15 protein-coding genes are annotated in these 14,868 nt (G+C 56.3%); 2 read left to right on the top strand and 13 right to left on the bottom strand.

Features of this window, described 5'->3' with window-relative positions; all coding sequences use genetic code 11:
- Window positions 1-69: 69 nt before the first annotated feature.
- The 4 genes from AC5YUO_RS26950 to rpe form a co-directional block, all read right to left on the bottom strand.
- The gene (locus AC5YUO_RS26950; RefSeq protein ID WP_496156815.1) at window positions 70-375 is read right to left on the bottom strand and encodes a N,N-dimethylformamidase alpha subunit family protein; all 306 of its coding nucleotides are present in this window, start codon (window positions 373-375) and stop codon (window positions 70-72) included.
- Window positions 365-1,045 carry an HAD family hydrolase gene (locus AC5YUO_RS26945; RefSeq protein ID WP_496156814.1) on the bottom strand — a complete coding sequence of 227 codons (681 nt, stop codon included), beginning with the start codon at window positions 1,043-1,045 and terminating at the stop codon, window positions 365-367. Before AC5YUO_RS26945 ends, AC5YUO_RS26950 begins: the two co-directional genes overlap by 11 nt.
- Window positions 1,045-2,538 carry an FGGY-family carbohydrate kinase gene (locus AC5YUO_RS26940; protein WP_496156813.1) on the bottom strand — a complete coding sequence of 498 codons (1,494 nt, stop codon included), beginning with the start codon at window positions 2,536-2,538 and terminating at the stop codon, window positions 1,045-1,047. Before AC5YUO_RS26940 ends, AC5YUO_RS26945 begins: the two co-directional genes overlap by 1 nt.
- A gap of 62 nt (window positions 2,539-2,600) precedes the next feature.
- Window positions 2,601-3,275 (bottom strand): ribulose-phosphate 3-epimerase, encoded by a 675-nt coding sequence (rpe, locus tag AC5YUO_RS26935; protein WP_496156812.1) that lies wholly within the window; start codon window positions 3,273-3,275, stop codon window positions 2,601-2,603.
- A gap of 231 nt (window positions 3,276-3,506) precedes the next feature.
- On the opposite strand from rpe, the gene AC5YUO_RS26930 reads away from it, so the two are divergent.
- On the top strand, window positions 3,507-3,836 hold the full coding sequence (locus tag AC5YUO_RS26930) for a hypothetical protein (protein ID WP_496156811.1): 330 nt from the start codon (window positions 3,507-3,509) through the stop codon (window positions 3,834-3,836).
- A 62-nt stretch (window positions 3,837-3,898) separates the two neighbouring features.
- Here the strand turns inward: AC5YUO_RS26930 and AC5YUO_RS26925 are convergent, their stop codons facing one another.
- Window positions 3,899-4,471, bottom strand: coding sequence for a hypothetical protein (locus tag AC5YUO_RS26925; protein ID WP_496156810.1), 573 nt, complete (start codon window positions 4,469-4,471; stop codon window positions 3,899-3,901).
- A gap of 569 nt (window positions 4,472-5,040) precedes the next feature.
- Between AC5YUO_RS26925 and AC5YUO_RS26920 the strand changes: the two genes are divergently transcribed.
- A complete protein-coding gene (locus AC5YUO_RS26920; protein WP_496156809.1) occupies window positions 5,041-6,498 on the top strand; it encodes a caspase family protein in 1,458 nt (485 codons plus the stop codon).
- Between the two features lie 323 nt (window positions 6,499-6,821).
- Here the strand turns inward: AC5YUO_RS26920 and AC5YUO_RS26915 are convergent, their stop codons facing one another.
- The 8 genes from AC5YUO_RS26915 to AC5YUO_RS26880 all read right to left on the bottom strand — a co-directional run bounded on the left by AC5YUO_RS26915 (window position 6,822) and on the right by AC5YUO_RS26880 (window position 14,590).
- Window positions 6,822-8,039, bottom strand: a complete 1,218-nt coding sequence (locus AC5YUO_RS26915; RefSeq protein WP_496156808.1) for an MFS transporter — start codon at window positions 8,037-8,039, stop codon at window positions 6,822-6,824.
- A gap of 39 nt (window positions 8,040-8,078) precedes the next feature.
- Window positions 8,079-8,894: a carbohydrate ABC transporter permease gene (locus AC5YUO_RS26910; protein WP_496156807.1), complete on the bottom strand. Its 816-nt coding sequence runs from the start codon at window positions 8,892-8,894 to the stop codon at window positions 8,079-8,081.
- Between the two features lies 1 nt (window position 8,895).
- Complete coding sequence (locus tag AC5YUO_RS26905) at window positions 8,896-9,144, bottom strand: hypothetical protein (protein WP_496156806.1); 249 nt, start codon at window positions 9,142-9,144, stop codon at window positions 8,896-8,898.
- A 2-nt stretch (window positions 9,145-9,146) separates the two neighbouring features.
- Window positions 9,147-10,022: a carbohydrate ABC transporter permease gene (locus AC5YUO_RS26900; protein WP_496156805.1), complete on the bottom strand. Its 876-nt coding sequence runs from the start codon at window positions 10,020-10,022 to the stop codon at window positions 9,147-9,149.
- Window positions 10,023-10,115: 93 nt separating this feature from the next.
- Window positions 10,116-11,447: an ABC transporter substrate-binding protein gene (locus tag AC5YUO_RS26895; protein WP_496156804.1), complete on the bottom strand. Its 1,332-nt coding sequence runs from the start codon at window positions 11,445-11,447 to the stop codon at window positions 10,116-10,118.
- 267 nt (window positions 11,448-11,714) lie between these two features.
- A complete protein-coding gene (locus AC5YUO_RS26890) occupies window positions 11,715-12,491 on the bottom strand; it encodes an SDR family NAD(P)-dependent oxidoreductase (RefSeq protein ID WP_496156803.1) in 777 nt (258 codons plus the stop codon).
- Window positions 12,492-12,784: 293 nt separating this feature from the next.
- A complete protein-coding gene (locus AC5YUO_RS26885; RefSeq protein ID WP_496156802.1) occupies window positions 12,785-13,618 on the bottom strand; it encodes a DeoR/GlpR family DNA-binding transcription regulator in 834 nt (277 codons plus the stop codon).
- 141 nt (window positions 13,619-13,759) lie between these two features.
- Window positions 13,760-14,590 carry a DeoR/GlpR family DNA-binding transcription regulator gene (locus AC5YUO_RS26880; protein WP_496156801.1) on the bottom strand — a complete coding sequence of 277 codons (831 nt, stop codon included), beginning with the start codon at window positions 14,588-14,590 and terminating at the stop codon, window positions 13,760-13,762.
- Window positions 14,591-14,868 lie beyond the last annotated feature (278 nt).

Raw genomic sequence — 14,868 nt, 5'->3', positions numbered from 1 at the left:
GTGTGGCCGCGATGGGCGACGGCTCCGGGAGCTGGCCCAAGATCGGCTCTGCAGGTGAAAAGTTGTTTTCTATTCGATGACTTCGCCGGTGTGCTCGAGCCAGCGGCGGCAGAACAGTACCCATTCGGCCTCTTCGCGTGTCGTGAACACTCGATCATCTTCAAGGACGATAGGGTCTTCCCGGTTCGGCGGCATGAGGCCGATGACGTAGTCGTGAAATTCGCGACGCGCGACCAGGATCGGTTGGTTGCCACCGCGATAAAGGCGCATGACGTTGAGGAGACGTTGCAGGCCCGGACTATGGACACCAATTGGATCGGCCCTCATCTCCTCGATGTACTGACCGTCGCTTTCCCGTGTGATCTTATGAACCATATGCTGCACTCCGCGGACTTGTGATTGGTTCGCTCTTCGAGCTGATGAGGAACGGGAGGAGCTCTTCCCGCGTGGCGACAGTAATCTCAGCCAACGGAATCGGCGATGATCCGATACCAAATACCCGCATCCCCGCAGCGTGGGCCGCGCGAGACCCCGTCGGGCTGTCTTCGACGGCCGCCATTTGCGACGGGGAAAGGCCAAGCCGTCGTGCCGCCGAGATATACGGCTCCGGGTCGGGCTTGCCGTGGTTGACGTCATCGAGACTTATCGAGAAGTCGACCATGTCGCCGACGCCGAGAGCGGCCAGGTTGGCGTCAACAATTTCTCGCCCAGAGTTGGACACGCAGACCTGACGAATTCCGCGCGCAGCGAGAGCGCGCATGACGGGAACAACGTCGGGGAAGCCCGCCAATTCGCTGCTCCGGTTGACGTAGGTACCGGTCAACAAGCGCATCCACGCATCGCGTTCGATGCGTCCGATCAACCGTTCCTCGAGGGCCAACCAGACGTCGTTCACATGGACACCGAGGAAGCGATCAGCAGGGAGGTCCCGCAAATCGACACCGCAGTCGGCGCAGGTGCTTATCAATACTTCATCATGGAGAGGCTCGCTGTCCACCAGCGTGCCATCGATGTCCCAGGCAATGGCTCTAATCTCCGCCATCATCAGTGCGCTCCGCCCTCGTAAAGGTCGCGGTAAAGCTGGCGATACTTTCGATAGCCATCCCTGTAGAGTTCAGCATACTCCGGCCGCGGCTCGACAATGGAGTCGTAGGTCACGTAGTTGGAGACAGCTCCCCAATCGTCGGTCGCGCCACTGCCAATCGCGGCAGCCCATGCCGCGCCGAGGCAAGAGCCAGGATGACCCTTGAGAGTTTGCAGAGGGGCCTGAATGACGTCGGCAACAATCTGCATCCAGACGCGGCTGTTCGAGCCGCCGTCGGACACCAGATAATGCCGCCCCTCGTGCCCCATGTCCTCGAACACTTCCATATGATGGGCGATCGCATAGGCGTAGCCTTCAAGAAGCGCCCGCCAGAAATGACCAATATGGTGGGAGAGACTGATGCCCGCGAATACGCCTCGAGCGTCGGCATCATGGATCGGTGTCTTCTCGCCAAGGAAATACGGGAGGACTGTAACGCCGTCAGCGCCAGCTGGCGTTTCGTCGGCACGCCGGTCGAGCCACTGGTGAATAGTGAGGCCTTCCGAAGCCGCCTGCCCTGCGGGACCGAAAGTCTTGGCAAACCAGTTCAATCCCGAACCACCCGTAGACATGCAGCCGTTGGGAACGAAAAGACCGGGAACGAGGTGGAAATCGAGGAACATCCGCTGGTCGGGAACCGCATGATCCGTCGCAACGAGAACGTCAACCGAACCGCCGAACTTGAGGAGGACGTCGCCCTTCTTAGTAAGCCCCGCTGCCAAAGCCGAGGCGATTAGATCGGCCGCGCCGCCTACTATCGGCGTTCCGGCGTGCAACCCCGTCGCGGTGGCCGCAGCCTCGCTCACACCGCCCAAGACCTCGTGCGGCCGCACGATCGGCGGTACAGCTTCCCTGCGGATACGGGCCAGCGCGATCAGATCGTCCGACAGCGTTTGGCTCGCCACATCAGTAAAGCCGGCCTCGAGTGCCCAATTCTGCTCGACGGCGCGCTTCCCGGTTAGACGCCAGTTAATGTAATCATATGAACCAAAAACGGTCGCGATCCGGGCGAAGTTCTCTTTCTCATGCTTCTCGATCCACCGGAGCTTCGTAGTGACCAGCTGCTGGTTGATGCCGTTTCCAGCTTTGTTCAGGAAGGCGGCGGGATCGATCTCCGCCCGAAGTTCCTCTACTTCCTTGCCGCAACGGCCGTCGCTCTGCTGAATTGACTGACGGATCAGCTCGCCCTTCTCGTCGAGCAGGACAACAGCGGGCAGCATCCCCGTAACACCAATGCCGACGATTTCCTTTGTATCAACGCCCTTGGCCTGAAATTCCTGGACGATGGCGCAGACGTTATCCCACCATTCGGTTGGGTTCTCTTCTGCCCAGCCGACGTTCGGCGCACTGAAGGAAACCGGTCGCGAAACGATGCCAAGGACCTCGTTGGGAAGTCGAATGACAATCCCAATGGTCGAAGTCGTTCCGATGTCCAGTCCAAGAAATAAGCTCACGGTAGTTTCTCTCCGAGTTTGAAGTGGAGTCTATATTGCACGGGACCACCCGCGGCTGTGGGTCACTGCTCGCCTTTGAGCAGTCGGATATTGGTCTTCAGATCACCCCCGGGACCTTGGTACACCGCAGAACCGGCGACGAGGACGTCCGCGCCGGCAGCGCACACCTCCCGGGCATTCTCCGCCGTAACACCGCCATCGACGACGATCTTTACCGGGCGGTCGCCAAGCTTCTTTCTGGTCTCGACGATCTTTTCCCGGACGGCAGGAATGAATTTCTGCCCGCCGAAGCCAGGGTTCACGCTCATGATCAGCACTTGGTCGATATCGTCCAGGACATAGTCGAGGATGTCCGGCGAGGTCGCAGGGTTGAGTGCAACACCTGCTTTCAAGCCAAGAGCGCGAATGCGCGCCAGAGTACGCTGCAGATGGACGTTGCCTTCGGCATGAACTGTGAGGCGCTCCGCGCCTGCACCGGCGAACGCTTCGAGATAGTCATCCGGCTGATGGATCATCAAATGGACGTCGAAAATAGCCTTTGTGTATCGACGGAGCTTCCGGATAACGTCCGCTCCGAAGCTCATGTTCGGCACGAAAACACCATCCATAACGTCCAGGTGAAGCCATTCCGCACCTGCTTCATACACGGCGGCCACTTCCTCGCCTAAGCGTCCGTAGTCAGCCGTCAGAACCGACGGAGCAATGATAGGCGTGCGTTGCATGACCGACACCACCATTCGACAGTCTCCCCTAAAACGCGCCCCAAACGCGAAACAACCAAATACGAACAAATAAGAACTCAAAACAAAGAGGGATCGACACTTCCCACCCAGTTTGGCCCTGCTTTTGATGATGTGGCCTCGGAAAACCCGTCACCCTCATCGATCCTTATCATTTTCAAACATTAATAAACAAAAAATGCCATCGCGCAAGACTCAAACGAACGGAATTCGGATGGTTTCATCAAAATGACGGCGCAGTTGAGTGCGCAGGCATTGACTATGTTCTTTCTATGTTCCACAAAATTAAAAATGGATCAGTCCTTGCTAAAACAAAAGTTTCTGGAGACGATGATATCCAAAAGTGCGACCACCGAGCGTAGCGTCGACCTGACATTGATCGGACCCGACCTCATTGCCGCCGGTTTCAGCGAAGACCAAATCTACTACGCGTTGATGAGCCTGGTGCAGGAACACTCGGTGGTCCTTAAAGAGGCCACCAACCGCGTTTCATTTCCTGTACAAGCGCGCCGCGCCAGTCCACCCCGCTGCGATAGTGGAACATCCGCTGCGGGGTGAGCGAAACCCTAAGGAACTCTTGATGCTGACTTGCCGGGGCTAGCCCTATATCTCCAACTCGTTCACGGGCACTGATGTCTACCAGTATAACGCTCGCCGACCTTTTTCCTTGCGATGACGGCACCGTCCTCGTCGCACGCGACGCTCTCGATGGGATACCCCGCCACATATCTCAGGTGGCGAACGGGTTGAGATGCGGATGCGTCTGCTTCGGTTGCGGGCGCGTCCTGATCGCCCGGAACGGCAGTCATGCAGGCCTGCGCAGACATTCGTTCGCCCATCGTCCCGACGAGATCACGCCAAATTGCGCAACCGCCGGAGAAACGGCGTTGCACATCCTCGGGAAAGAGATCATCGCGCGACATGGCAGGGTCACGTTGCCTGAAACGTGGATAGTCGACATGGAAGGCAAGCGCCGCCAGGTGACGCCCACACAATCCATTGTCCTGACTGACGTCCGTCTCGAGGTCGCGGCGGGCGACGTCATCCCCGACATCGTTGCTATTACCCCGGGCGACCGAAGGCTCTTCATCGAAATCAGGAATACTCATGGCTGCCCGCCAGAAAAACTGCTGAAGCTTGCGGCGATGGATGTGGATGTGCTCGAAATCGACGTCTCCGGCTACGGTGGTCATCCACTCGGAAGCTTAGATGAGGTCATCCTCGACGTCGCACCTCGCGAGATGATCCAGAGTGCCGCCCTGCGGTCAATGGCGATACTTATTGCCGACGAAAGGGCCGAGCGGAAATGGCGGCCGACAGTCCCGTCGGCTTGGGTAAGGTGCTCGGGGACATCGCCAAAATCCGGGCGCTCAGGACCGCAGAACCACATGTGCGAGGTCTCGAGACAACCTTCCTGAACAAGCTTCGCACTGAGGTTCGCCCGCGTGATTTCACGGCCCGATCACGCAGACCTTTGGCTGAGGCAATCGTTGCGTCAGCTCGGGGGCGCAAGACCACAGGATTATTGCAAAGACGCGACAACATTGGCCCTTTGTCTCGATGCCCTTGCAGAAACGCAACGACCGCAGAACCGACGGCGGTGAATGCGTATGCTCTACGACTTGACCAGATCGCAACACTTCTAGCCATATGGGCCGATGAGTCGCTGGCGTTAGGCTCGTTCAACGTGGCTTGCTGACTCTGGCTACATCACACCGCAAACTCGTCGACTTCGGTGAGCTTGCCATACGGAGAAGTGGACTTGCAAAAGAGATCGGCGCTTATCATCGGCAACAGCGATTACGTCGGGCCCAACACCCAAAGACTGAGCAACGCGGTGAACGATGCTACCTCCTTATCGGCGAAGCTCGAGAAATATGGGTTTCAAACGACAGTGGTGACCGACGGGAACTATGCAGATATGCGGACAGGGCTGACAAAGTTCGGCTCCTCGCTTGAACCGGGATGCAGTGCTCTTGTTTTCTTTGCGGGGCACGGGATACAGATTGATGGAGAAAACTTTCTGTTTGCTTGCGATACCGACGCGACAGGAGAAAACGAAGCAAAATACTCTTCCCTGTCGCTTAACCAGGTGATCGACTTACTTGATAAATCGCAAGCTGACACCAAAATCATCATTCTGGATGCTTGCCGCGATAATCCCTTTGAGAGGTCGTGGCACCGATCCCCAGCCACGCGAGGCCTGGCCTCGGTTTTCGCTCCTCGCGGAACGATCATTGCGTTCGCGACTTCCCCTGGCCAGGTCGCTAGCGACGGAAGGGTGGGGAACGGAGTATACACCGGTGCTCTTCTTCAACACATCGATGCGCCTGATTGCCCCATCGAGACAGTTTTCAAGCGCATTAGGAACGCTGTCTCGGCGGCTACGAACGGTCGTCAAACGACGTGGGAACATACGTCCCTTTCTGGAGACTTCTATTTCAATGTAAGTGCTAACAGCGTCGTGAACATCTACGGACCTTCGGCGATCGCGGATCGTCTGTTCGTGCTCGATCCGGCGAAGGGCTCTCACAAGATTATCCGCAGCTTAAAGTCACACGACTGGTACGTTCAAAATCCTGCGGTCGAACAACTAAGGCCAGCTTTCCTCGATACGGTGAAGGAAGACAATCTCTTCGTCCTGGGCAGAAACCTTTATCAAGCTGCAAACGGTGGCTCACGGAGTGCCGAGAGTTTCATCAAAAGCTTCACCAGCAAGACGACTGGAATGAGTTCCGCGAAGGTTCGCGCTCTGCTCGACGGCATACTCTTCGAGATATTTTTTGATTCCAATGGGCATCTCCGGGAAGCGATAAAGGGAAACATGTTTGATGAGGTTTTCGAACTGCAGCTATACGACCATTACAAAGAAAGCTTCGACTTCATTTCAGATGTGCTGAGGGCGGCCAACGCCCGATTCCACGCCGTCCCTGGCAAGGGACATTCGGTGTCGGCATCAATCGCGACAAAACCACATAAGGATGGGCTAAGAGTTACGGGTGTCTTTATTGATACGGTGAACGTACTGACGCGCTTGGACCCGGACGATGGCAGCGATGACACCGATCCAGTGTTCGTCCGACGACTAACCAAAGACGAATTCGAGCGAGAGCTTTCAACGCAACTGGTTGTTCCTCGTCGTTTGCTAAAAGTCGATTTTGACGTACCGCCAAAGTCGGGACAGTTCATCGGCGTCCCCTTTGGATGGGGAGTTTCGTAGCGTATAGACAAAGTTCATGCTGATTTTAGCCCCTGCTCAGAAACCCGAAGTGTAACACTTGTGTGAGGGGCGATTTGCCAACGATGCGCGAACGGTGATGCAGGCAATTCCGACAGTCCGCGATCAAAGGTGCTGATAATTCTTGCCTTCCAGCAAGCCGAGCTCCCGGAAGGGAACCGCGCAGATCGGCTTCGACGCGATAGAGTTCACGATCAACTTCACGCCTTACTTGGCAATGGGCGTTGTAGCCGTGGAAGTGATGTTGACCGGCTTGCGCCGCGCGTATTGATCAATGGCATGGTCACCTTCGGGGCGACGACAAACTAGCATCCTTCACGGGAATTTTCTCCATCCGCGTCCGATGCGTCAGCGCTCTCGATCACGTTGAGAACTGGAGCAACCGCGGCAGCAATTATTACCAGGGCCAGAACCACGATCATCGAATTCCGAAGCCCGTAATTTTCACCGATGAAACCGAGCAACGGAGGGCCCACCAGAAACGCGACATAACCGGCAATCGCAACGATCTTCACTCGTTCCGCGCCGTCAGGTCCGGAATCCCCCGCCGCAGACAATGCCACTGGGAATCCGAGCGACGCGCCAAGCCCCCAAAGGACGACCGCTGCCGCACCCCATGCAGGATCGGTGGCGAAAATTACGATTGCGATTCCAATCGCGCCCGTCAAAGCGCTTATCGCGATGGTCACGCGACGCCCGAAATAATTCAACACGACGCCGCCACCGAACCGTCCGACTGTCATAGCCGCCGCGAAAACAAGGAAAACAGCTGACCCCCATGTTGGGTCAAACCCGTAGTCGTCCACCATCAGCAGCGGTAGCCAATCGTTTGCAGCACCTTCGGCAAGCGCCATGGCAAGAACGATGAATCCAATCATGACAACAACCGGTTCTTTCCATACGGCTGGCTTTCTTCCCCGCGGAGACGTTCGATCGGCGGCATCGACAGCGCCCTGACGCCCGACAGGAACATGCTTGATCATCGTCGCAATGACGGGGGCGCATGCGAGTGCGACCAATGCCATGTGCCACGTGACCGGAAAACGGAGAGCGTTGAGACCAAGCCCGACCAAGGCTCCACATACCGTCCCAAGGCTAAAGAACCCGTGCAGTGCGTGTAGAAGATGCTTCCCGGTGATCCGTTCTACTTCTGCGCCATCCATGTTGACGGCAATCTCGGCCGCCCCCATCCCGAAGCCGAAAAAGCCCAGGCCAAGGGCGACAACCGGTGCGGATGCAAAGTGCATTCCGACTCCGATTGTCGCCATCGATAGGACGATGAACCATAGTCCGGCCGCCATAACGGCCCTGATACCAAATCGACTGACCAGCGTGCCGGCGCACAGAATGCCTGTCATCGAACCAACGGAAAGTCCGATCAGCACCGCACCCATCTCCGAGATCGAAACACCTAGACCATCGCGGATGGCCGGGGTTCTCGTAATCCAAGACGAAATGCAGAGGCCAGGGACGAAGAAGAATGCGAAAAGCGCGGTACGGCGCTTTGAAATAGAACTGGTCAACTGGCCCTCAAGGTCTTTCTTGATGTTACCTCGCTGAGATCACTTCACAGCGCCAAGAGTAAGGCCGCGGACGATATATCGCTGAGCAAACAATGCCATGATGATCATCGGAGCGGCGGAAATGACTGCTCCGGCAGCCATGGCCCCCCAGTCCATCTGGCCATAGCCTCGAAACGAAGCGACCGACAGCGGCACGGTCTGTGAATTGCTGAACGTCAACGCCAAGGCGTATGTCAGTTCGTTCCACATGCGGATGCTGTTAAGAATGACGACTGCCGCGATACCCGGCACGCTCAACGGGATGTACATCCGCCAAAGTACCGAGAAGTTCGAGCAGCCGTCGAGTGCCGCGGCCTCGGCGATGTCCCGGGGAATTTCCGCGAAAAATCCGCGCAGTAGCCAGATAGCAAACGGGAGCGAGAATACCTGGTAGGCGATGATCAAGCCGAAGCGCGTATCGAATAGCCCGATGTTCTGGAAGACGCTGTAGAGCGGGATGATGAACAGGAATTCGGGCAGAAGGTAGAACAGAAGCAGCGCCACCAGAAACAGCTTGTATCCGGGGAACGTGGAACGGCTCAGCGCGAATGCGGCCGGCACGGCTGCTGCGAGGGTGATCAGATTTACCGCGATGCAGATGACAAGACTGTTCGTCATCGACTGGCCGAAGTTACCCATTTCCCAGGCGCGGCTGAAATTCTCCCAGACGGGTGTGAACACGAAAAGAGGTGGCGTCGCGAAGGCATCAAGCGGCGACTTGAGCGCCATAGCTGCAATCCAGTAAACCGGGAATGCGGAAAACAACACGGCGACAAGGACGACAAGTCGTTGTGGCAAAGCAGATACGAACTTCATGTTATCGGTTCCCGTCGCCCTTCGAGCCCGCCACCATCGCGAACGCGATCAAGGCAAGGATAACGACTGTCAGGACGATCACAGTAGCTAGTTGATGGTTGGCGAGCAGTCCGGTTGCAGTCTCCGGCACGATTGCTGGAGCGGGGATCGACTCGGCGGTACGAAATCCGAACCTGTAGATCGGCATTCCCAACGCTAGCGTGGCGAAGCAGATCACCAGTGCGGAAGGGGTTCGGTCGAGAAATCGCATGTTTATTTCCCCTCCACTTTCTCGGCCCGGAAAATCAGGATCGCGCAGATCAAAATGAAAATGACCGAGAAGATCACCATGATCGCAGAGGACCGTCCGAGTTCGAGGAACTTGAATGCAGTCCGATAGGCAAATGTCTGAATCATCTCTGTCGATTGCGCCGGGCCACCACCCGTCGTGCCGAAGACGATATCGAAGACCTTGAGCGTATCGATAAGCCTGAAGATCGCGATGGTTCCGATCACCGGCAGCAGCAGAGGCAGAGTGATGAAACGGAATGTCTGAAACGACGTGGCTCCGTCGATCTTTGCAGCTTCAAACGTCTCGCCGGGTAAGCCTTTAATGGCAGCCGCTAGCACTATGAACGAGAAGCCTGTCTGCCACCATGTGTCCACGAGTACCAATGAAGGAAGAGCCATGGCCGATGAACCGAACCATGCTGGCGGAGACGCCGCACCAACCAGAGTCAGGACATAGTTGACCAGCCCAGATGCCGGGTCGAGAAGCACCTTCCAAATTAGGGATGTCGCAATGCCGGATATCATCAGCGGCAGGATAATGATGGTGCGGACGATTCCCTGCCCCCAGAGAAGGCGGTCCACTGCGAGAGCGAATATGAGCCCAAGGACAATTTCAATGCTGACCGAAAGGACCGAAAATAGCGCCGTCCGGCCAAACACCTTCCATACGCGTCCGTCCGAAAACAGTTGAACGAAGTTCTGGAACCAGACGAAATGGGCGCTCTCGCCCCACCGCAGATCGTAGAGGCTCAGGACGAAGGCCTGGATCAGGGGGTATAGCGCTGCGGCCCCGAGGATCGCTATGGTGGGCAGCAGATACAGCCAAGGAGAATTGGAAGCAGTTTTCCCGTCTTGCATTGGGATTTACCTTAGACGTCCAGGCTTACTGGAACCTCCAGCAGCCTGCGAATTGCAGTGGAAGCGCTCGCCCTCGGGCGAGCGCTCGTCGTGTCAATGGATGACGCTGGTGATGTTTTCCTGCAGTTCCGCTGCCGCGTCCTTGGGATCGGTGCCGCCGTAAATCTGGTGCATCGCGTCGATGACCATGAGCGCGCCTTCTTCCCAACCTTCTTTGAACACGGCCGTCGGGGATGTCGATTCCATCGCCACGCCGACTGCCTTCGTGAAGTCCGCATTCAGCTCCTTCGTGAAGATCGGGTTGTCCCAGGTCGAACGACGCGGAGCGCCACCGGTAGCAATACCATTGCTGACGTCGAGATCTTTCGATGTTGCCCACTGCACGAAGAGCCAGGCGGCCTTCTTATGAGCCGAGTTCTTTGGGATAGCGAGCGACCACAGCCATTGGCCAGAGCGTGTTTTGCCACCCTCGACCGCTGGCGGAAGAGGCATGTAACCGACGTCGCCGGCGACCTTCGACTGTGCCTTGTCCTCAAACGTCGGACCGAACACGCTCGCATCGACGTAAAACGCGGCACGACCATCCTTGAAGAGCTGGGTGGCTTCCGGCCAATCCATCGATAGGGCATTCGATGGCGCTGCCTTGAGCAGACCAGTGTAATTCTTGAGACCGGCCACGATGCGATCATCGGTCATCCGGGGCTTGGACCAGTCACCGTCGAACCAGATGTTGTACGGCAGGGCTGGTGACGCCGCGCCCCAGCTATCGAAGATCACGCCAGACACGGTGTCGAAGATACCAACGCTGCGAGCTCCGCGGGCTACCGAGCCGAAGACCTGGCCCTTCCCTTCGGCCGTGACCTTAGCAGCGTCTGCGACGAGCTCGTCCATAGTCTGCGGAACCTTGCCGCCGAGGTACTGGCTCACCAGCTTCTTGTTGTAGAAAAGCATATAGGCTTCGAACGTGATGGGGATGCCGTAAACTTGCGCGTTCTGATCGCCCGGAGGGAACGATGCGCTGAGGCGGAAGCCTTCTGGGAAATCCTTGAAGTTGTAGCTGGGGTCCGTCAGTGACGGATCATTGATGTAAGGAGACAATGGCTCCATCAGTCCGGCCGACCACTGCGAAAACGCTACCGTGTCCAGCGATGCGAAATAGACGTCGGCAATCGGGTGGGTCGAGCGGACCGCGAGCTGCATACGGTCGAGGTAGAGGTCTTCCGGATAAGTCTGCAGCTTTACCTTGATGCCAGTGAGCTTCTCGAATTCTGGAATTCGCTTCTCGACGGCAGTCGTCCAAGGGTGGGCATTAAACAAGAGAGTGACTTCCTCCCCTTTCGCTTGCTGCCAGTCGATACCAAGCGCCGGAAGCGGCATAAGCGCGACCGCAGCGGAGACAAATACTTCGAAGATTCTGTTCGCCATTGTGTTCCCCTTTGATTGAGAGGCGACCGAAACAACCCGGCTGAATGACGCCATCGCTGGCTAAACAAACAGCAACCATAGGCATTAATGCGCAACTCGAACAAATTCGCAAGCTCATATGTTTATATTTGCTCGTTTGTGTCAGATTCTTCTCAACGAACACAGCAATGGAATTAGGGGCGATGATGAATGCGCGTTGTTCCAAAACACAAAAAAACGTGCCGTCCGAGACGGCGCGTTCCAGGCAATCTATTTTGAAAACAGTCCCTACCAGCAGGTATAGCCGCCGTCGATGAGCACGATGGAGCCGGTCATGTAGCTTGCAGCATCGCTGGCAAGGAAAAGCATCAGGTTGGCAATTTCATCGGGCTGACCGAAGCGGCCGAGAGGCGTCATGTCCTTCCACATCGGCAACCACTCGGGATTGCTGATGCCGCGAGCAGTCATTTCTGTGATGACATAGCCGGGCGCTACAGCGTTGACGCGGACCCCATGTGGAGCGAGTTCGATTGCCAAGGACTTAACCATCTGATGGACGGCAGCCTTCGAGGTATTGTAGTGGGCCTGCGGCTGAGGCCGATCGACCGTGAAGCCGGAATTCGAACCGATCGCAACGATGGAACCGGACTTGCGCTCGACCATCTTTCGAGCAATCGCCTGGGAAATAAAGAACTGGCCGTTGACGTTTACATTCATGACCGCTGCCCATTCCTCCGGAGGAATGTCCAGTGCCGCGGTGTTCGGATTGATCCCGATGCAGTTGAACAGCACATCGATCCGCCCGAACTCGGCGACGATCTTGTCCGTGACTTCCGTCGACGCTGCAGGCTTCGTCAGGTCAGCACCAAATGCCAGTACCTTCTTGCCACTTGACTCGGAAATCTCCTTCGCAGTCTGCTGGGCAGTCTCCTCGAGGATGTCAATAATTGCGATGTCAGCGCCGGATGCGGCGGCGAGTTCGGCAATAGCGCGACCAATTCCGCGCGCACCGCCTGTGACTACCGCAATTTTTCCACTCAGACCAAACTTCTCAAGAACACTCATAAAATTCTCCTATTCGTCGAAATCGTAGGACCGTAGATCGCACCGACCGAGTTCATCGTGGCCAGCCCAATTTCGTGTTGTCCAGGCGAGAATACGCACATCGTCAAACCACCAGGCTTGCTCGACATCGTTACACGCGAACATAAAAGCACATAGTCCAAACATTAACAAACATATTTTCAAGGCTTCAAGAGAATTTTGAACATCTCCTTGGCGGCACCAGTCATCGCTCCGCCGACTTCAGTGACGGAAATAGCCAGCGCAGGTGTAGGATGTGAATTCGCCGGATTTGCTTATGCGGCTACGATAATCTCGACGCCCGCTTTCGACAACGCTGCTGCAAGCGCGGCGGGCGGCTCTGCATCGGTGATCATTGTATTGAAGTCCGCCAACGCTCCCACGTTCACGAGCGACATGCGATCGAACTTTGTCGAATCGCATAGAACGATCTTTCTCGTTGCCCGGGTTAGGTACAGCCTCTTCATGTCGGCTTCCTCGAAGGAATAATCGAACGCGCCATTTACCGTCAGGCCCGAGACCCCGATAAACGCCATATCAAACCAGAGCGACGCAAACTGAGACGTCGCCGCCGGACCGCTGGTGGACATTTCTTCTTCCCTGATACGCCCGCCCGCGAGATAAACCTCAACGCCCTTGGCAGCAAGAGCTGTCGACGCGCGAATGTTATTGGTGAACACCTTAGCGTGCGTTTCACCATCCATCATTTCAGCCAACATGAACGTCGTCGTACCCACGTCGATCGCGACACTGCGTGCGTTAGAGGCGATTTGAGCAGCAGCGGCCGCGATCTTCCGTTTAAGATCGGCGTTGCGAGATTGCCGGCGTTCGAATGCTGGTTCTTCTTGGTCGAATTGTTCTTCTGCCGCCGAAGAATTGCCATCGTCCAAACGAACCGCTCCACCATGGGTACGGACCAGTTTTCCTGCCTTTTCCAACTCGACCAGATCGCGACGAATTGTCATCTCAGACACCGAAAGCTGCTGGGCCATATCGGTTACGGTGACAGAGCCGTGCTTAGTGACGGCATCCAAAATCGCCGAGTGACGGACCTGAGCGAGGTACTTCGGGCGCTCCGTGGTTTTCATTTCTGCCTGCTCAGTGCTCATGCCGTGCTCTCTTGTTGATCAACTCCATCTTAGCAGCGAGGTGAAAATAATGATAGCGCCAGCCTGTCACAAACAAACATTTGGGGAGATTCGAACAACTATTCTACCAAATCGGCGTGCGATCGAACGTCAGCACCGGTGTCAACCGTCTGCGACGATCACATGCACGCCAGCTGTTCGAAGAGCAATGGATAAGTCGCCAGGCGGTTCCGCGTCGGTCACCAGCGTGTCGATCGTCCGCAGCGATCCGATTTCCACGAGTGACACGCCACCGAATTTCGAGCTGTCAGCCAAGACGACCTTACGTGTGGAACGCTCGAGATAGGTGCGCTTAACTTCGGTCTCTTCGATGGAATAGTCGAAAATCCCCGCTGTGGAGATGCTGGACACGCCGATGAACGCAAAATCGAACCAAAGCTTCGACAGCTGTTGGACTGCGACGGACCCACACAGCGACATCTCTGGTTGGCGCACTCTCCCACCGACAACATACGTCTGCGCAAGATGAGACTCGTCCAGGGCCGCGATTCGAAGGTTATTGGTGAAAATACGAACGTCTGAACGACCTGACAACTCCTGGGCCAAGGCATACGTGGTCGTCCCGACATCGAGAGCGATGGAGTTACTTGGACCGATGAGCTTCGCCGCTGCGGTCGCGATGAGGGCTTTGACCCCACCATTCAACTCGCTTCGTTCGTCGAAAAAGGGCTCACGCGTGTCTTGCGTTTGAGACTTGACCTCCTCGATCACCGCCCCGCCATGGGTCCGGTATACGGTCCCCTCCGCTTCCAGCTCGGCCAAATCTCGGCGGATCGTCATTTCAGAGACCCCGAACTCGACCGCAAGGTCGGCGCTAGAGAGGAAGCCCTGAGCCCGGACACGGGCTGCCATACGCTCCTTCCTGACGCGTCCTAGAACTTTCGTTCGAACAGCGCGATCCATGTTTTTTTCATTTATACGCATCTTGGTCATTTACGCCTCTGATCTATGCGAACGACGCCCAGCACCGATTTCGCACATCAAATCACACAATTTGAAACATAACAGTATTCGATGCCGTTTAACAGGTGTGATTTTGAGCGAAATATTCAGTCAGTTGAGGCCAAGATCGAACCCCTCGTTTTGGTTCTCAATCATGGATGCAACCTTGCCTCCTTTACAAAATCATATGCACAACAATGGATTAGCGAGAATCTCGATATTCCTTCGCCATGCATATCCATTCGACTGGCGAGATTCTCACTGGAACT

This window comes from Agrobacterium sp. LEGMi-208b, assembly GCF_059511785.1.
Note: the sequence above shows the minus strand (reverse complement) of the source record. Positions and strands in the feature narration are given on the sequence as shown.